The organism is Roseovarius halophilus (ex Wu et al. 2025) (genome assembly GCF_047086965.1).
This window is the reverse complement of sequence record NZ_JBKOTX010000050.1, coordinates 15,205-31,391: the sequence shown is the minus strand read 5'-3', so window position 1 is coordinate 31,391 and position 16,187 is coordinate 15,205. Positions and strand designations below refer to the sequence as shown.

The window sequence follows — 16,187 nt, the reverse complement described above, 5'->3', positions numbered from 1 at the left end:
TCGCGCCAGGTGTCGAGCTGTTCTTGTCGTCCATGGTCCATTCTCCTTCGATGGAAAATTAGCGCTATGAACTGTCTCAGGAAACCGTGCCCCAACCCACCGCCGGTTACGACCGTGGGGCGCGCGCAGCGCACGTAGCGGATGTCGTATCGGGTTGTGCGGCGCAGTCTATGGGTGTCTTCGACCTGTTCCTCGGCGGCCGAATGCACGATGGGATCATAGACGGTGCTGACTTGTCCCGCGTATTCGATGGCGCGGGGGACGTATATCCGGTCACCGAGCGCATTGCCGATGCCATCGGAAATGGCGGATTTGCCGTTGCCCGGCGGGCCGTACATCAGGATGGATCGCCCCGAGGAGACCGCCGGGCCGAGCTGATCCAGCAGGTCGGACGGCAGGACGAGGTGGCCCATGGCCGCCATGAGCATGTCGCGCGTGATCCGGATGTTGCGGATGGATTGGCGCTTGACCTGCTCGGTGTAGATATCCAGCGGGACGGGCATGGCACCGTAGTATTCCGACTGGGCCAGCGCATCCAGCGCCCGGGCCTTGCCTGTCTCCGTCAGCTTGTAGCCCATTTCGTCGCCCGAGTTGGCGTTGAGCGTGCCGGTGGCTTCGAGCAACTGCTGCCCTCGCGCCATGTCGAGCAGTTCCTGGGCGACCGGAACCGGCAGGCAGATCGCGCGGGCCAGGTCCGAAACGGTTTCCACGTTCTTTCGGAACATGGTCTTGAGGACGATGTCGCGCATCATGACCAGCGGCAGCTGCATGGCCTCCAGCGATTTCGGCGCGGGCGGGGCGGTAATGTCGGAGGTCTGCATGTTCATGGGGGCGGGCTCGCTTATGGCAGTTGCACGTTTGACCCGCAGGCGAGACCGGCCGGAACGGCGCAGGCGGATCGCCTTGGACGGTGCCCGGCCATTGTGGCGAAAAGAGGGACAAAGCCGTTCCGTAGCGTGGCGTGGGGGGAGCGCATCCAGGCGGTCCGGCGGCATTCCATGACCCGGGGGCTGGCGGGCTGCCAGCTCGGCGGTCGTGCCGTTCGGGTGCGGACCATTCAGCATCAACCATGCCGGCCGCAAAAACAGGAACGCCCCCGCAGGTGATTGCGGGGGCGTCCATCCAGTCCGGGCAAGGGGTGTTATCGCCGACCGGTCACTCTGCTGTCAGCAGGCGCGGCTTGTCGCCGCCCAGGCGCGGGTTCTGGGGCGGCTCGTAGGTCAGGTCCAGCTTGCCGTCCTTGACGCCGACCTTGACCAGACCGCCCTTGGACAGCTTGCCGAAGAGCAGTTCCTCGGCCAGGGGCTTCTTGATGTGCTCCTGGATGACACGGCCCAGCGGGCGCGCGCCCATCTTGTCGTCGTAGCCCTTCTCGGCCAGCCATTCGGCGGCTTCGGGCGTCAGATCGATGGACACGTTGCGGTCCATGAGCTGCGCCTCGAGCTGAAGCACGAACTTCTCGACCACCTGCAGGATCACCGACTTGGGCAGTGCGCCGAAGGAGATGACCGAGTCCAGCCGATTGCGGAATTCCGGCGTGAAGGTCCGCTCGATCGCGGCAGTATCCTCGCCCTCGCGGCGGTCGCGGCCAAAGCCCACGGCCTCTTGCGCCTGCTCGGCGGCGCCCGCGTTGGAGGTCATGATGAGGATCACGTTGCGGAAATCCGTCGTGCGGCCGTTGTGGTCGGTCAACTGGCCATGGTCCATCACCTGCAACAGGATGTTGTAGACATCCGGGTGCGCCTTCTCGATCTCGTCGAGCAGCAGCACGCAGTGCGGGCTCTGGTCGACGCCATCGGTCAGCAATCCGCCCTGGTCGAAGCCAACATAGCCCGGCGGTGCGCCGATCAGGCGGCTGATCGCATGCTTTTCCATGTATTCCGACATGTCGAAGCGCAGCATCTCGACACCGAGGGTATCGGCCAACTGCTTGGCGACCTCGGTCTTGCCGACGCCGGTCGGCCCCGCGAACAGGTAGTTGCCGATGGGCTTTTCCGGTTCGCGCAGGCCTGCGCGGGCCAGCTTGATCGCGCTGGACAGCGCCTCGATGGCCTTGTCCTGACCGAAGACCACGCGCTTGAGCGAGCCTTCGAGATCCTGCAGCACCTCGGCATCGGACTTCGAGACGTTCTTGGGCGGAATCCGGGCGATCTTGGCAACCACCGCTTCGATCTCCTTCGGGCCGATGGTCTTGCGCCGCTTGCTCTCGGCCACGAGGTGTTGCGCGGCCCCGGCCTCGTCGATGACGTCGATGGCCTTGTCGGGCAGCTTGCGGTCGTTGATGTAGCGCGCGGACAGTTCCACCGCGGTCTTGATCGCATCATGGGTGTAGCGGATCGTGTGGTGGCTCTCGAAATAGGGCTTGAGGCCCTGAAGGATCTTCACCGCGTCCTCGACCGTGGGTTCGGTCACGTCGATCTTCTGGAACCGGCGCGACAGGGCGCGGTCCTTCTCGAAGTGCTGGCGGAACTCCTTGTAGGTGGTCGAGCCCATGCAGCGCAGCTTGCCGCCCTGCAGCGCGGGCTTGAGCAGGTTCGAGGCATCCATGGCGCCGCCCGAGGTGGCGCCTGCACCGATCACGGTGTGGATCTCGTCGATGAACAGCACGGCATCGGGGTGCTCTTCCAGTTCCTGCACGACGGCCTTGAGGCGCTCCTCGAAATCGCCGCGATAGCGGGTGCCGGCCAGCAGCGCGCCCATGTCGAGCGAATAGATGGTGGCGCCGCGCAGCACCTCGGGCACTTCGTTGCCCACGATCTTGCGGGCCAGGCCCTCGGCGATGGCGGTCTTGCCCACGCCCGGATCGCCCACCAGAAGCGGGTTGTTCTTGCGGCGGCGGCAGAGCACCTGCACGCAGCGCTCGACCTCGTGACCGCGGCCGATCAGCGGATCGACCTCGCCCGCGTGTGACTTCGCGTTCAGATCCACGCAATACTTGGCCAGCGCGGATTCGTCCTTGCTGTCCTCGGGGGCTGCGCTGCGGGTGCTGTCCTCGTCGACCTGTTCGGCCCCGGTGACGGGGCGACTTTCGCCATAGGCCGGGTCCTTGGCCACGCCATGGGCGATGAAGTTGACCGCATCGTAGCGCGTCATGTCCTGATCCTGCAGGAAATAGGCCGCGTTGGATTCGCGCTCGGCGAAGATCGCGACCAGCACGTTGGCACCGGTCACCTCGGTCCGGCCCGAGGACTGGACATGGATCGCCGCGCGCTGGATCACGCGCTGGAAGGCTGCCGTCGGCACGGCCTCGGACCCTTCGACCTCGGTCACGAGGGTGGACAGGTCATCCTCGATAAAATCCTCGAGCGTCTTGCGCAGCGCGTCGAGGTCCACCGAACAGGCCTTCATGACCCGCGCGGCGTCTGGTTCGTCGATCAGGGCCAGCAGAAGGTGCTCCAGCGTGGCCAGTTCGTGGCGTCGCGCATTGGCCAGCGCCAGTGCGCCGTGGATGGACTGCTCTAGTGTTGTCGAAAAAGATGGCACGTTGCGTGCTCCTCTGTCGGGGGTCGTCGGGGGCGGGCCCCGCATCCGACCGTGGCCTCATGGTCTTAAGTTTTGGTTCCATGGCGCAGGTTTCAAGAAAAATCTGCTCTGGACCCGGTCACTTTCTGTGCGATGTGCCGTGTTCCGGCCGGTTTCGCCCGAAAACCGGGCGAAGATGACGCACCGAGGCAGCCTCATTGGAAACGGTCGCGCCGGGCGCGGACCTCGGCGAAGACGTCCACCGCGCTGGCTTCCTCCATCCCCAGCGCCGCCTTCAGGTCGGGCTGATCGGCCCGCAGGAACGGATTGGTCGCCTTTTCCTCGGCCAGGGTCGAGGGCACGGTCGGCCGCCCCTCGGCCCGAGCGGTGGCGATGGTCTTGCCGCGCGCCAGAAGGGCGGGGTTGTCCGGGTCGACGGTCAGGGCGAAGCGATAGTTCGTTTCCGTGTATTCATGACCCGAGCAGACCCGCGTGTCATCGGGCAGGGCGCGCAGCTTCAGCAGGCTCTGCCACATCTGGGCGGCGGTGCCCTCGAACAGGCGGCCGCAACCCAGCGCCATCAGGCTGTCGGCGGTAAAGACCGCTGCCGCGCCCGGCACATATACCGCGATATGGCCCCGGGTGTGCCCCGAGACGTCGAGCACGCGCGCCTCGACCCCGCAAGTGGTGAAGGTATCGCCCTCGGCGACCTCCACATCCAGCGGGGGCAGGCGACGGGCATCGGCTGCAGCCCCGATCACTCGCGCCCCGGCACGCAGGTCGGCGACGCCCTCGACGTGGTCGCCGTGGTGATGGGTGATCAGCAGGTCCGTCACGCGCCAGCCGCGCGCATCAAGCGCGGCGCGGATCGGTGCCGTCTCGGGCGCGTCCACCAGCAGGGTTTCGCCCCGTTGGGAATCGTGCAGGAGGAAGGCATAGTTGTCCTGCCGACAGGGGACGGTGACAAGCTCCAGGGGCATGGCGTTTTCTCCTCCGCTTGATAAGGTCGTCCCGAGTGTGACCGACGCGGGCGAGCGCTTCAATGCATCTGGACGTTCACGACATCCGGGAATTCTACTACCGCAGCACCCTGGGCCGCGCGGCGCAGGGGGTGATCCGAGGCGAGTTGCAGCGGCTCTGGCCCGAGGCCAAGGGCCAGAACGTGGCCGGTTTCGGATTCGCGGTGCCCTTGCTGCGGCCGTTTCTGGGCGAGGCGCGCCGAGTCATCGGCCTGATGCCTGGACCGCAGGGCGTGATGTCCTGGCCCGCGGGCCAGCCCAATGTCAGCGTGCTGTGCGAGGAACATCTCTGGCCGCTGGCGACCGGTAGCGTCGACAAGCTGGTGCTGTTGCATGGGCTGGAAACCTCGGATCGCCCCGCCGCCGTCCTCGCCGAGTGCTACCGCGTGCTCGGTCCTGGCGGGCGGGCGGTCTTCATCGTGCCCAATCGCAGCGGGCTCTGGTCGCGTTCGGATCGAACGCCCTTCGGTTATGGCCGCCCCTATTCGCTGTCGCAGCTGGACTCGCAGTTGCGCGGTGCCGGGTTCATGCCGGAGCGCGCGTGCGCCACGCTTTATCAGCCGCCGTCCTGGCGTCGCACCTGGCGCCGCGTTGGCCGGGTGCTGGAGGCGGCCGGACGCCATCTACCGGTTTTCGCGGCGGGCGGTGTGCTGATCGTCGAGGCCAGCAAGCAGGTGATCGCGCCCTCGGGGCCGGGGCTGGCCGAACGGGTGCGCCGCCCACTGCCGGTGCTCGACGGCAGCCCGCAGCCCGCCGGGGCCTCGGGGCGGTGGATCGGCCTTGGCTGATCCGGGGGAATCGTCTGCGCCCGCGCGCTCACGGCGGCAAACGATCGTGTGCCGCCGACGACCGGCGCAAGGCCCCGGAGATGGTGCAAACCGTCGCACCCCGCGCAGACCTTTTGCAGAGGCCGCTTTGGCCCCGTCTGAAAAGCCGCGCAAGAAGGTTGCCCCACCAAAAACCCTCTGCTACATCCCGCCCTGATCTCGCGCCCGCTGCATCCTGCTCGGGCAAGTCTCGCCGCCTTCACACCCCCGACATTCTGACGGGTGGTCCGTGCGGGCCAGGAAATCGGAAGGGTGGACGTGTCCGAACCAGCTTCGATCTCGACCGGCATCGCGCAGCGCTATGCCACAGCCGTCTTCGACCTCAGCAAGGAGGGGGACGCCAAGGGCCTGCAGACCCTCGAAACCGACATCGACTCGCTCTCGGATGCATTGGGTGACAGCGCCGACCTGCGCACCCTGATCGCTTCGCCGATCCATTCGCGCGCCGTTCAGGGCAAGGCGATCGCCGCCATCGCGAAGAAGATGTCGCTGTCGGACACGATGACCAACACGCTGGCCCTGATGGCCGACAAGCGCCGCCTTTTCGTCGTGCCGCAGATGCTGTCGGCCCTGCGCGCCATGCTGGCCGAGGAAAAGGGCGAGGTGACCGCCGACGTTGCTTCGGCCAAGGCGCTGACCCAGAAACAGTCCGACGCGCTGGCCAAGACGCTGAAAGAGCGTGTCGGTGCCGACGTCCGGATAAATGCGACCGTCGATGAGAGCCTCATCGGCGGTCTTGTAGTCAAGGTGGGCTCGAAGATGATCGATACCTCGATCAAGTCCAAGCTCGCCGCACTCCAGAACACCATGAAAGAGGCCCGGTAATGGCGATCCAAGCTGCAGAGATTTCTGCGATCCTCAAGGACCAGATCAAGAATTTCGGCCAAGAGGCCGAAGTGGCCGAGGTCGGTCGCGTGCTGTCTGTCGGCGACGGGATCGCCCGCGTCTATGGCCTCGACAACATCCAGGCCGGTGAGATGGTCGAATTTCCCGGCGGCATCCGAGGCATGGCCCTGAACCTGGAAAACGACAACGTCGGCGTCGTGATCTTCGGGTCGGACCAGGCCATCAAGGAAGGCGACACGGTCAAGCGGACCAATGCCATCGTGGACGTGCCCATCGGGGATGCGCTTCTGGGCCGCGTGGTCGATGGCCTGGGCAACCCGCTGGACGGCAAGGGCCCGGTCGAGGCCGACAGCCGCACCGCCGCCGACGTAAAGGCCCCCGGCATCATTCCGCGCAAGTCGGTGCACGAGCCCATGGCCACGGGACTCAAGGCCGTGGACTCGATGATCCCGATCGGCCGCGGCCAGCGCGAGCTGGTCATCGGCGACCGCCAGACCGGCAAGACAGCCGTAGCGCTGGACGCGATCCTCAACCAGAAGGTCTATAACGAGGCCGCCGGCGACGACGAGAGCAAGAAGCTCTATTGCATCTACGTCGCCGTGGGCCAGAAACGGTCCACCGTCGCGCAGCTGGTCAAGAAGCTGGAGGAGAACGGCGCGCTGGAGTATTCCATCGTAGTCGCCGCGACCGCCTCGGACCCGGCGCCGATGCAGTTCCTGGCGCCCTATGCCGCCACCGCCATGGCCGAGCATTTCCGCGACAACGGTCGCCACGCGCTGATCGTTTACGACGACCTGTCCAAGCAGGCCGTCGCCTATCGCCAGATGTCGCTGCTGCTGCGCCGCCCGCCGGGGCGTGAAGCCTACCCGGGCGACGTCTTCTACCTGCACTCGCGCCTGCTGGAGCGGTCGGCCAAGCTCAATGACGACAACGGCGCAGGCTCGCTGACCGCCCTGCCGATCATCGAGACTCAGGGCGGCGACGTGTCGGCCTTCATTCCGACCAACGTGATCTCGATCACCGACGGCCAGATCTTCCTGGAAACCGAGCTGTTCTACCAGGGCATCCGCCCGGCCGTGAACACCGGCCTGTCGGTGTCGCGTGTCGGCTCTTCGGCGCAGACCAGCGCGATGAAATCCGTGGCTGGCCCGGTCAAGCTGGAGTTGGCGCAGTATCGCGAAATGGCCGCCTTCGCGCAGTTCGGCTCGGATCTCGACGCCGCCACGCAGAAGTTGCTGAACCGAGGTGCGCGCCTGACGGAGCTGATGAAGCAGCCGCAGTATTCGCCGCTGACCAATGCCGAGATCGTCTGCGTCATCTACGCGGGTACCCAGGGCTATCTGGATGATCTGGCCGTGTCGGACGTGGGCCGCTTCGAGAAGGACATGCTGCATTTCCTGCGCACCAAGCGCAAGGATGTACTGGATTTCATCACCAACGAGGACCCCAAGATCAAGGGCGAGGCCGAGGACAAGCTCAAGGGCGCGATCGACGAGTTCGCCAAGGACTTCGCCTGATCTGACTTGAACCGAACCGGAAAGGAGACAGGCTTATGCCAAGTCTCAAGGACCTGAAAAACAGGATCGAGTCGGTCAAGTCGACCCGCAAGATCACCAAGGCCATGCAGATGGTGGCCGCCGCGAAACTGCGGCGGGCACAAGATGCGGCCGAAGCGGCGCGGCCCTACGCTGACCGCTTCAACGCGGTCATGGCCGGCCTTGCGGCAAGCGTGGGCGACAGCGACAGCGCGCCGGTGCTGTTGCGCGGGACCGGCAGCGACCAGACCCACCTGCTGGTGGTCATGACCGCCGAGCGCGGCCTTTGTGGCGGCTTCAACGCCAATATCGCAAAACTGGCCCGCACCAGGGCGCGGCAGCTCAGCGACCAGGGCAAGACCGTCAAAATCCTGACCGTTGGCAAGAAGGGCCGCGACGCGCTGCGGCGTGACTGGGGCGACCATTTCGTCGGCCACGTCGACCTGACCGAGGTCAAGCACGTTGCCTACGAGAACGCCCAGGAAATCGCGCGCGATGTTCTGAGCCGTTTCGACAACGGGGATTTCGACGTGGCGACGATCTTCTATTCGGAGTTCGTGAATGTCGTCACCCAGAACCCGCAGGCGCATCAGGTGATCCCCTTCGAGGTGCCCGAGGGCACCGAGGCCGCGGGCGGCACGCTCTACGATTACGAGCCCGGCGAGGAAGAGATCCTGGCCGACCTGCTGCCGCGTGGTGTCGCCACGGCGATCTTCGCGGCCCTGCTGGAAAACGGCGCGTCGGAACAGGGCGCCCGGATGAGCGCGATGGACAACGCGACCCGCAATGCTGGCGAGATGATCGACAATCTCACGATCCAGTACAACCGCTCGCGCCAGGCCGTCATCACCAACGAGCTGATTGAAATCATTTCGGGCGCCGAGGCGCTCTAAGAGAACCGGAGAAACGACAATGGCAAACGCAAAAGGCAAGATCACCCAGGTGATTGGCGCTGTCGTGGACGTGCAGTTCGACGATCACCTCCCGGCGATCCTGAACGCGCTGACCACGGACAACCACGGAAAGAAGCTGGTTCTCGAAGTGGCCCAGCACCTCGGTGAGAGCACCGTGCGCACCATCGCGATGGACGCCACCGAGGGCCTGGTCCGCGGGCAAGAGGTCACCGACGCCGACGCGCCGATCTCGGTGCCGGTGGGCGACGCCACCCTGGGCCGCATTCTCAACGTCATAGGCGAACCCGTGGACGAGGGCGACCCGGTCGACACAACCGAGATGCGCCCGATCCACGCGCAGGCCCCGGAATTCCAGGAACAGTCCACCGAGTCCGAGATCCTGGTGACGGGCATCAAGGTCATCGACCTGCTGGCACCCTACGCCAAGGGGGGCAAGATCGGCCTGTTCGGCGGCGCAGGTGTTGGCAAGACGGTTCTCATCATGGAGCTGATCAACAACATCGCCAAGGTCCACTCGGGGTATTCGGTCTTCGCCGGCGTCGGCGAGCGGACCCGCGAGGGCAACGACCTTTATCACGAGATGATCGAATCCAACGTCATCAAGCCCGACAATCTGCCCGAAAGCCAGGTGGCCCTGGTCTACGGCCAGATGAACGAACCGCCGGGGGCCCGGGCCCGCGTCGCCCTGACCGGCCTGACCCTGGCCGAGCAGTTCCGCGACCAGTCCGGCACCGACGTGCTGTTCTTCGTCGACAACATCTTCCGTTTCACACAGGCCGGGTCCGAGGTTTCGGCGCTTCTGGGCCGCATTCCCTCGGCTGTGGGCTATCAGCCGACACTAGCCACCGACATGGGCCAGATGCAGGAACGCATCACCTCGACGAAGTCTGGGTCGATCACCTCGATCCAGGCCGTCTATGTGCCCGCGGACGACCTGACCGACCCCGCGCCGGCCACGACCTTCGCCCACCTCGACGCGACCACGGTTCTCAACCGTGCGATCTCGGAAAAAGGCATCTATCCGGCGGTTGACCCGCTCGACTCCAACTCGCGCCTCATGGACCCGCAGATCGTCGGCGAAGAACACTACGAGGTCGCCCGCGAGGTGCAGGGCATCCTCCAGCGCTACAAGGCGCTGCAGGATATCATCGCGATCCTCGGCATGGACGAGCTGAGCGAGGACGACAAGCTGACCGTGGCCCGCGCCCGCAAGATCGAGCGTTTCCTCAGCCAGCCCTTCGACGTCGCCAAGGTCTTCACCGGCTCCGACGGCATCCAGGTCTCGCTCGAGGACACCATCGAGTCGTTCAAGGCGGTGGTGTCGGGTGAATACGACCACCTGCCCGAAGGCGCCTTCTACATGGTTGGCGGCATCGAGGACGTGGTCGCCAAGGCCGAGAAACTGGCCGCAGACGCGGCATAAGGAGCCCTCATGGCAAACGACGCGCTTCACTTCGACCTCGTCAGCCCCGAGCGGCGCCTTGCGCAGCTCGAGGCGACCGAGGTGCGCATTCCCGGCGCGGACGGGGACATGACGGCCATGGCCGATCATGCCCCGACCATCACCACGCTGCGGCCGGGGCTGCTGACGGTCACCCACCGCGGCGGGTCGGACGATTACGTCGTCTCGGGCGGCTTTGCCGAGATCAACTCCGACGGAATCACGGTGCTGGCCGAGAAGGCCCTGCCGCGCGGCGAGATGACCCAAGAGGTCTACGAGCGCCTCGTCGACGAGGCGCAAAGGGCCTACGACCAAGCCCGGGAAGCCTTCCAGAACGAGCCGGGGCCGGTCGATGACGCGGCCAAGCTGCTTTCCGACATGGTGGCCATCGGCGATCATATCGGGTTGAGCCCCAAACGCCCAGACCTCTAGGCCGCAATCCGGTTTAACTGGCCGACTCGCGCCGCGTCGACGCGGCGCGGACGAAAGGCCGACGTGGTTCGACGCCCGGGATCAGAGCATCGTGTACATGCCTTCGTAGATCGGCGTCAGCGTTTCGTGATCGAAAAGCGAGGACACGCTGGTCCCGTTCCAGATGTTCAGGATCGCCTGGGCGAACATCGGCGCGGTGGGCACGGTGCGGATATTGGGGCAATCCATCACTGACTTGGTGGCCTGGATGCTGTCGGTGATGACCAGCGACTTCATCACCGAATTGGTGATCCGCTCGACGGCCGGGCCCGAGAGGACGCCATGGGTGATATAGGAATGCACCTCGGTGGCACCATGTTCCGTCAGCACTTCGGCGGCCTTGCACAGGGTTCCTGCGGTATCGCAGATGTCATCCACGATGATGCATTTCTTGCCGCGCACGTCGCCGATGACGGTCATCTCGGCGATTTCGCCGGGTTTCTCGCGGCGCTTGTCGACGATGGCCAGCGGCGCATTAATCCTCTGGGCCAATTCGCGCGCGCGGGCCACGCCGCCCACGTCGGGGCTGACCACCATGACATCCTCGGCGCCCTTGAAATTGTGCTGGATGTCCAGGGCGAAGATCGGGCTGGCATAGAGGTTGTCGACAGGGATATCGAAGAAACCCTGGATCTGGGCCGCGTGCAGGTCCATGGTCAGGATGCGTTCCACCCCGGCCTCGACCAGCATGTTCGCGACCAGCTTGGCCGAAATCGGCGTGCGGGCCTTGGTGCGGCGATCCTGGCGGGCATAGCCGAAATACGGGATCACCGCCGTGATGCGGCTTGCCGAGGATCGGCGCAGGGCGTCGCAGATGATCAGCAGTTCCATCAGGTTGTCGTTGGCGGGGTTCGAGGTGGGCTGGATGACGAACATGTCCTCGCCGCGGACGTTCTCGAAGACCTCGACGAAGATCTCGCCGTCGTTGAACCGTTCGACCCGGGCATCGACCAGCCCGACGTTGATCCCGCGATGCATGGACATCCGTCGGGCGACGGACTGGGCAAGCGGCATGTTGGCATTGCCCGAGATAAGCTTGGGCTCGACGATATTCGGCATGTGGCAGGACCCCGAGGTGACAGATTCGTGACGTTGACACCGCTTAGCATGGGTCTACCCTCGGGCAAAGAAACCATGGGAAGGCGCGGGGCAAATGCCGCAGATTGATTACTATTTCACGACGATCTCGCCCTTCACCTACCTGGCGGGCACCCGGGTGGAAGAGATTGCCGCGCGGCATGGCGCGACGGTGGCCTACAAGCCGCTCGACATCATGGCGCTGTTCGCGCGCACCGGCGGCACGCCCCCGGGCGAGCGCCACCCTAACCGGCAGGATTACCGCTTGCAGGACATGCGCCGGTCGGCCGTGAAGGCCGGACTGCCGATCACCCTCAAGCCCGCGCATTTCCCGGCCAACCCGGCGCCGTCGTCCTATGCGATCATCGCCGCGCAGAGTGCCGGAGGCGGCGATCTGGGCGGACTGGTCCATGCGATCCTGCGCGCCTGCTGGGCCGAGGAAAAGGACGTGGCCGATGATGGCGTGATCCGCGCGGCGTTGGCGCAGGCGGGTTTCGATCCGGGGCTGGCTGACAGCGGGCTTCTGAGCGGGGCCGAGACCTATGCTGCCAACCTTGAAGAGGCCGTCGCGCGGGGCGTTTTCGGTTCGCCCTTCTATGCCGTCGGGGACGAGCTGTTCTGGGGCCAGGACCGGCTGGACGACCTTGACCTGCACCTGGCGGGCAAGCTCTAGCCCCGCATGGCCGACAGGAAGGCATCCGCGCCTTCGGTGCCGATGGACCAGTCGCAGACGAGGCGCCCGGTCAGCGGTTCCTCCGGGTCGCCCGCGTCCGGGTCGCCGTCCCAGATGTAGTAATAGGCCCCGGCCTCCAGCAGCCGCTTGTGCAGGCGGCGCGGAAAGCGTGCGAATATGATGTTCGCGGCCGGTTCGTGCAGGAATTCAACGCTGTCTTGCTGTCGCATGCCTTCGGCGAGATGCGCGCAGGTCGCATTCGCGCGGCGCGCCATCTCGAGCCAGAGGTCGTCGGCGAGATAGGCCTCCATCTGGGCTGACAGGTAGCGATGCTTGGAAAAGAGATGCGCCCCGCGCTTGCGGCGCAACTCGAACTCCCAGGCGGTCTCGGGATCGAACAGGATCACCGCCTCGGCCCCCATCAGCCCGTTCTTGGTGCCGCCGAAACTGACCGCATCGACGCCCGCCTTCCAGGTCATTTCCGCCGGGGTGCAGTCCAGAGAAACCAGCGCATTGGCAAAGCGCGCCCCGTCGAGATGGGTCTGAAGCCCGAATTCGCGGGCCACACCTGTCAGCGCGGCAATCTCTGCCGGTGTGTAGACGGTGCCCTTTTCGGTTGCGTTGGTGATCGAAACCGGCCCGCGCTGGGGCCCATGGACGCCGCGGCTTTCTTCGGCGGCAATCGCCGCGTGCAGGGCGTTCGGGTCCATCTTGGCGTTCTTGTCGCCCACAAGGGTCAGCTTGGCACCGCCGGAATAGAATTCGGGCGCGTTGCACTCGTCCTCGTTGATATGGGCCATCGCGGTGCAGAACACCGTCTCCCAGGGGCGCGACATCGTGGCCAGCGCCAGCGCATTGGCCGCCGTGCCCGTGGCGACAAGATAGACGGCGGCCTGCGGCGCCTCGAAAATCTCGCGCAGGCGGTCACGCACGCGTTCCATGCCCGGTTCCACGCCATAGGCGCTGGTATGGCCGTCGTTGGCGCGCGACAGGGCCTCGATCACCGAAGGGTGGGCGGGGCCGCCGTTGTCTGAGGCAAAGAACATCTAAAGCGGCTCCTCGATGATGTGGTCTTCCCAGTCTTCGTCGGGGGTTTCGAATTCGCTGACCGTCAGATCCTGCACCGAGACGCCGGAATCGTGGACCGTCTGCGGATCGCCCGAGATCAGCGGATGCCAGTGAAACAGGTCGCGCCCCTCGTAGACCAGTCGATAGGCGCAGGTCCGGGGCAGCCAGTACATGTGCTGCTTGATGGTCTCCGGCGTGAGGCGGATGCAATCGGGGACGAACTGGTGGCGGATGTCATACTGGGTGCAGCGGCAGGTGCTGTCGTCCAGCAGGCGGCAGGCGACGCGGGTCAGGGCGACCTCGCCGGTGTCGGCGTCCTCCAGCTTGTTCAGGCAGCACTTGCCGCAGCCGTCGCAAAGCGCCTCCCATTCGGCACCGGTCATCTTGTGCATCGGCACGCGCGACCAGAATTCGCGCCGCAGCCCGTCGCGCTTGATCGGATCAGACATGGGCAAGGATGTCCCTGGCGCGGGCGCAGTCGGCGTCCATCTGGGCAATCAGGGCCTCGACCCCGTCGAAGGAGTCTTCGCCGCGCAGGAAATCCACCAGTGCGACACTCAGATGCGCGCCGTAGAGGTCGCCTGCGAAATCGAACAGGAATGTCTCGCAATTGGCCCGGTTGACGCCGAAGGTCGGCTTCACCCCGATCGAGGCGGCGCCCTGATAGCGCCCCATGTGGGGGCCATCCAGAACCTCGACCAGCACGGCGTAGACGCCGAATTTCGGCGGGTGCAGCCCGTCTATGGACATGTTGGCGGTGGGATAGCCCAGGTCGCGGCCGCGCTGGTCGCCCTGGATCACCGGGCCGTCGATGCGGTGCCAATGGCCCAGCATCTCGGCCGCCACACGCGGCTTGCCATCGCCTAGGGCGGTGCGGATCGCGGTGGAGGAGGCCGCCCCCGAGGCGGTGCGCAGCATCGGGGCGATGGTGACGCCGAATCCCATTTCGGCACCGTAGCGCTGAAGGCCCGCGGCATTCCCCGTCCGGCCCTTGCCGAAGCAGAAGTCCTCGCCCACCACCACATGGGCCACCCCGAGACTGTCGCGCAGGATCTGTTCGGCAAAGCCGCGGTCGGTCAGCTCGGAAATGGCCGCGGTGAAGGGCAGTTCGTACAGATGGTCCACCCCGATCTTTTCCAGCCGGTGTGCGCGGGTCTCGGCATTCATCAGCCGAAAGGGCGGGGTTTCGGGGCGTAGCACCTCGCGGGGGTGCGGCTCGAAGGTGAGCACGCCCAGCGGTGCGTCCTCGCGACGCGCAAGGTCGATCACCGCCTGGTGGCCCAGGTGGACCCCGTCGAAATTGCCGATCGCCACCGAGGCGCCTTTGTCCTCGGGCGGAACGAAATCTATGTCGCGGGTGATGCGCATGGGCGACGGGTAGCGCGGTGCGACGGCAGAGGCAAGGCGGCGCTTTGCCCTTGGTAACGACGTCAGTCGAACTTGGCCGACGGGGCCAGGACCTTGGCCTCGCCGGTCACGACCTTCTTGCCCGCGACAAGGCATCGGGTGTCCAGGGTGACCCGGCGCTTTCCCGGTTCGATCTCGGTCACCTCGACCTCGGCGGTCACGCGATCTCCGGGGCGGACGGGGCCGAGAAATTTCATCGTCTGGCCAAGGTAGACCGTGCCGTGCCCGGGCAGCTGTTCCCCGATCACCGCCGAGACAAGGCCAGCGGTCAGCATCCCGTGGGCGATGCGCCCCTCGAAGATCGTGTCGCGGGCATAGGCATCGTCGAGGTGTACCGGGTTGTGGTCGGTCGAGACGGCCGCGAACATCTCGATGTCCTGGTCGGTGATGGTCTTGGACAGCGACCGGACCATGCCGATCTCGATATCCTCGATGCAGATCGTTCCGCGCGGCAGGTTGTCGAGCATTTCGCGTTCCTCGGGCAACAAAACATCCCCCACTTGTCGTGGTGTGAAATTTTGTTACTTCGCAAACGCAGAAAATTCAAGGGAGAATTTTCCTTATCGCAAGAAGCCGATCGCATGGGTCGGCTGCACCATCTCCCGTTCCGCATAGGCCTTCAGGGCCTCGGGGTCCGGGGCGTCGCCGGTCTTGGTCTCTTTCGCGGCCAGCCCGCCGGTGATGAAGAGGCTGTCGATATCCTCTTGCTGGGCGCCCAGGATATCGGTGCGAATCCCGTCGCCGATGGCAATGATGCGGGGCGCGTCGATGGCCCCCGGCAGGGCCGCGTGGCGGCGCCGGGCCAGATCGTAGATGGGCGGATGCGGCTTGCCGAAGTAAAGGCTCTCGCCGCTCATCTCGGTATATAGCGCGGCCAGCGCACCGGCGCACCATTCCCGCGCACCGCCGCGGTCCACCACCATGTCGGGATTGGCGCAGAGCAGTTTCAGGCCCTTCTGCTTGGCATAGAGGAACTGCGGCCGGTTGACCGCCGGGTCCGCATGCGGATCGAACGGCCCGCAGCAGACGATCCCCTCGGCCTCGTCCAGCTCGACCACCTCGATCTCGACCGGGTCTTCGATGATCTGCAGTGGCTCGAAGAAGGACCAGTCGTGCTCTTCGCCCATGAACCAGACCTTGCGGCCCACGGCGCCGCTGAACATCGCCGCGCGGGCGCTGTCGCCACTGGTGGCGATGCTGTCCCAGGCGTCTTCGGGGATGCCCAGGCCTCTGATCTGGTGTTCGACGGGGCCACGGGCCCGCGGAGCGTTGGTCACAAGGACCACCTTGCCGCCGCGCGCGCGGAACCCCTGCATGGCGGCCACCGCCTCTGGAAAGGCCTGCACGCCATCGTGCATGCAGCCCCAGAGATCGACGAACGCCACGTCGTAATTGTCGGAGATGTCGGCGAATGTCTGGATGATCTCGGTCATGGGGTGCTTTCGGG

Annotated in this window: 15 protein-coding genes and 1 pseudogene; 7 read left to right on the top strand and 9 right to left on the bottom strand. The window is 65.6% G+C overall.

Annotation, left to right across the window (positions count from 1 at the left end; genetic code table 11):
* The 3 genes and pseudogenes from ACH107_RS12290 to gloB all read right to left on the bottom strand — a co-directional run.
* A pseudogene (locus ACH107_RS12290) lies at positions 1 to 827 on the bottom strand (ATPase); the annotation flags it as partial.
* Positions 828 to 1,155: 328 nt separating this feature from the next.
* Positions 1,156 to 3,483 (bottom strand): ATP-dependent Clp protease ATP-binding subunit ClpA, encoded by a 2,328-nt coding sequence (gene clpA / locus ACH107_RS12285; RefSeq protein ID WP_412506099.1) that lies wholly within the window; start codon positions 3,481 to 3,483, stop codon positions 1,156 to 1,158.
* 194 nt (positions 3,484 to 3,677) lie between these two features.
* Positions 3,678 to 4,442 carry a hydroxyacylglutathione hydrolase gene (gene gloB, locus ACH107_RS12280; protein WP_310690466.1) on the bottom strand — a complete coding sequence of 255 codons (765 nt, stop codon included), beginning with the start codon at positions 4,440 to 4,442 and terminating at the stop codon, positions 3,678 to 3,680.
* 62 nt (positions 4,443 to 4,504) lie between these two features.
* On the opposite strand from gloB, the gene ACH107_RS12275 reads away from it, so the two are divergent.
* The 6 genes from ACH107_RS12275 (at position 4,505) to ACH107_RS12250 (ending at position 10,476) form a co-directional block, all read left to right on the top strand.
* Positions 4,505 to 5,269, top strand: a complete 765-nt coding sequence (locus tag ACH107_RS12275; protein ID WP_412506098.1) for a class I SAM-dependent methyltransferase — start codon at positions 4,505 to 4,507, stop codon at positions 5,267 to 5,269.
* Positions 5,270 to 5,560: 291 nt separating this feature from the next.
* Positions 5,561 to 6,133: a F0F1 ATP synthase subunit delta gene (locus tag ACH107_RS12270; RefSeq protein ID WP_412506097.1), complete on the top strand. Its 573-nt coding sequence runs from the start codon at positions 5,561 to 5,563 to the stop codon at positions 6,131 to 6,133.
* Positions 6,133 to 7,671, top strand: coding sequence for a F0F1 ATP synthase subunit alpha (gene atpA / locus ACH107_RS12265; RefSeq protein WP_412506096.1), 1,539 nt, complete (start codon positions 6,133 to 6,135; stop codon positions 7,669 to 7,671). Before ACH107_RS12270 ends, atpA begins: the two co-directional genes overlap by 1 nt.
* Before the next feature lie 35 nt (positions 7,672 to 7,706).
* A complete protein-coding gene (locus tag ACH107_RS12260; protein WP_310690462.1) occupies positions 7,707 to 8,582 on the top strand; it encodes a F0F1 ATP synthase subunit gamma in 876 nt (291 codons plus the stop codon).
* 19 nt (positions 8,583 to 8,601) lie between these two features.
* Positions 8,602 to 10,026 (top strand): F0F1 ATP synthase subunit beta, encoded by a 1,425-nt coding sequence (gene atpD / locus ACH107_RS12255; RefSeq protein ID WP_412506095.1) that lies wholly within the window; start codon positions 8,602 to 8,604, stop codon positions 10,024 to 10,026.
* A gap of 9 nt (positions 10,027 to 10,035) precedes the next feature.
* The gene (locus tag ACH107_RS12250) at positions 10,036 to 10,476 is read left to right on the top strand and encodes a F0F1 ATP synthase subunit epsilon (protein ID WP_412506094.1); all 441 of its coding nucleotides are present in this window, start codon (positions 10,036 to 10,038) and stop codon (positions 10,474 to 10,476) included.
* Between the two features lie 81 nt (positions 10,477 to 10,557).
* Here the strand turns inward: ACH107_RS12250 and ACH107_RS12245 are convergent, their stop codons facing one another.
* Complete coding sequence (locus ACH107_RS12245; RefSeq protein WP_310690459.1) at positions 10,558 to 11,574, bottom strand: ribose-phosphate pyrophosphokinase; 1,017 nt, start codon at positions 11,572 to 11,574, stop codon at positions 10,558 to 10,560.
* A gap of 94 nt (positions 11,575 to 11,668) precedes the next feature.
* On the opposite strand from ACH107_RS12245, the gene ACH107_RS12240 reads away from it, so the two are divergent.
* Positions 11,669 to 12,265, top strand: coding sequence for a 2-hydroxychromene-2-carboxylate isomerase (locus ACH107_RS12240; RefSeq protein ID WP_412506093.1), 597 nt, complete (start codon positions 11,669 to 11,671; stop codon positions 12,263 to 12,265).
* Here the strand turns inward: ACH107_RS12240 and ACH107_RS12235 are convergent.
* The 5 genes from ACH107_RS12235 to ACH107_RS12215 all read right to left on the bottom strand — a co-directional run bounded on the left by ACH107_RS12235 (position 12,262) and on the right by ACH107_RS12215 (position 16,173).
* Positions 12,262 to 13,311 carry a threonine aldolase family protein gene (locus ACH107_RS12235; RefSeq protein ID WP_310690457.1) on the bottom strand — a complete coding sequence of 350 codons (1,050 nt, stop codon included), beginning with the start codon at positions 13,309 to 13,311 and terminating at the stop codon, positions 12,262 to 12,264. The two genes, ACH107_RS12240 and ACH107_RS12235, sit on opposite strands and share 4 nt — an antisense overlap.
* Positions 13,312 to 13,782: a YcgN family cysteine cluster protein gene (locus ACH107_RS12230; protein WP_310690456.1), complete on the bottom strand. Its 471-nt coding sequence runs from the start codon at positions 13,780 to 13,782 to the stop codon at positions 13,312 to 13,314.
* Complete coding sequence (locus tag ACH107_RS12225) at positions 13,775 to 14,701, bottom strand: bifunctional riboflavin kinase/FAD synthetase (protein WP_310690455.1); 927 nt, start codon at positions 14,699 to 14,701, stop codon at positions 13,775 to 13,777. Before ACH107_RS12225 ends, ACH107_RS12230 begins: the two co-directional genes overlap by 8 nt.
* 62 nt (positions 14,702 to 14,763) lie before the next feature.
* On the bottom strand, positions 14,764 to 15,207 hold the full coding sequence (locus tag ACH107_RS12220) for a MaoC family dehydratase (RefSeq protein WP_310690469.1): 444 nt from the start codon (positions 15,205 to 15,207) through the stop codon (positions 14,764 to 14,766).
* A 93-nt stretch (positions 15,208 to 15,300) separates the two neighbouring features.
* The gene (locus ACH107_RS12215) at positions 15,301 to 16,173 is read right to left on the bottom strand and encodes a TIGR01459 family HAD-type hydrolase (protein ID WP_310690454.1); all 873 of its coding nucleotides are present in this window, start codon (positions 16,171 to 16,173) and stop codon (positions 15,301 to 15,303) included.
* Between the last annotated feature and the right edge of the window lie 14 nt (positions 16,174 to 16,187).

What these genes read in the sequence shown, in the direction of transcription:
- gloB (WP_310690466.1), bottom strand. Translation starts at nt 4,442, where the DNA reads ATGCCCCTGGAGCTTGTCACCGTCCCCTGTCGGCAGGACAACTATGCC.
- ACH107_RS12275 (WP_412506098.1), top strand. Translation starts at nt 4,505, where the DNA reads ATGCATCTGGACGTTCACGACATCCGGGAATTCTACTACCGCAGCACC.
- atpA (WP_412506096.1), top strand. Translation starts at nt 6,133, where the DNA reads ATGGCGATCCAAGCTGCAGAGATTTCTGCGATCCTCAAGGACCAGATC.
- ACH107_RS12260 (WP_310690462.1), top strand. Translation starts at nt 7,707, where the DNA reads ATGCCAAGTCTCAAGGACCTGAAAAACAGGATCGAGTCGGTCAAGTCG.
- atpD (WP_412506095.1), top strand. Translation starts at nt 8,602, where the DNA reads ATGGCAAACGCAAAAGGCAAGATCACCCAGGTGATTGGCGCTGTCGTG.
- ACH107_RS12250 (WP_412506094.1), top strand. Translation starts at nt 10,036, where the DNA reads ATGGCAAACGACGCGCTTCACTTCGACCTCGTCAGCCCCGAGCGGCGC.
- ACH107_RS12245 (WP_310690459.1), bottom strand. Translation starts at nt 11,574, where the DNA reads ATGCCGAATATCGTCGAGCCCAAGCTTATCTCGGGCAATGCCAACATG.
- ACH107_RS12240 (WP_412506093.1), top strand. Translation starts at nt 11,669, where the DNA reads ATGCCGCAGATTGATTACTATTTCACGACGATCTCGCCCTTCACCTAC.
- ACH107_RS12235 (WP_310690457.1), bottom strand. Translation starts at nt 13,311, where the DNA reads ATGTTCTTTGCCTCAGACAACGGCGGCCCCGCCCACCCTTCGGTGATC.
- ACH107_RS12230 (WP_310690456.1), bottom strand. Translation starts at nt 13,782, where the DNA reads ATGTCTGATCCGATCAAGCGCGACGGGCTGCGGCGCGAATTCTGGTCG.
- ACH107_RS12225 (WP_310690455.1), bottom strand. Translation starts at nt 14,701, where the DNA reads ATGCGCATCACCCGCGACATAGATTTCGTTCCGCCCGAGGACAAAGGC.
- ACH107_RS12220 (WP_310690469.1), bottom strand. Translation starts at nt 15,207, where the DNA reads ATGCTCGACAACCTGCCGCGCGGAACGATCTGCATCGAGGATATCGAG.
- ACH107_RS12215 (WP_310690454.1), bottom strand. Translation starts at nt 16,173, where the DNA reads ATGACCGAGATCATCCAGACATTCGCCGACATCTCCGACAATTACGAC.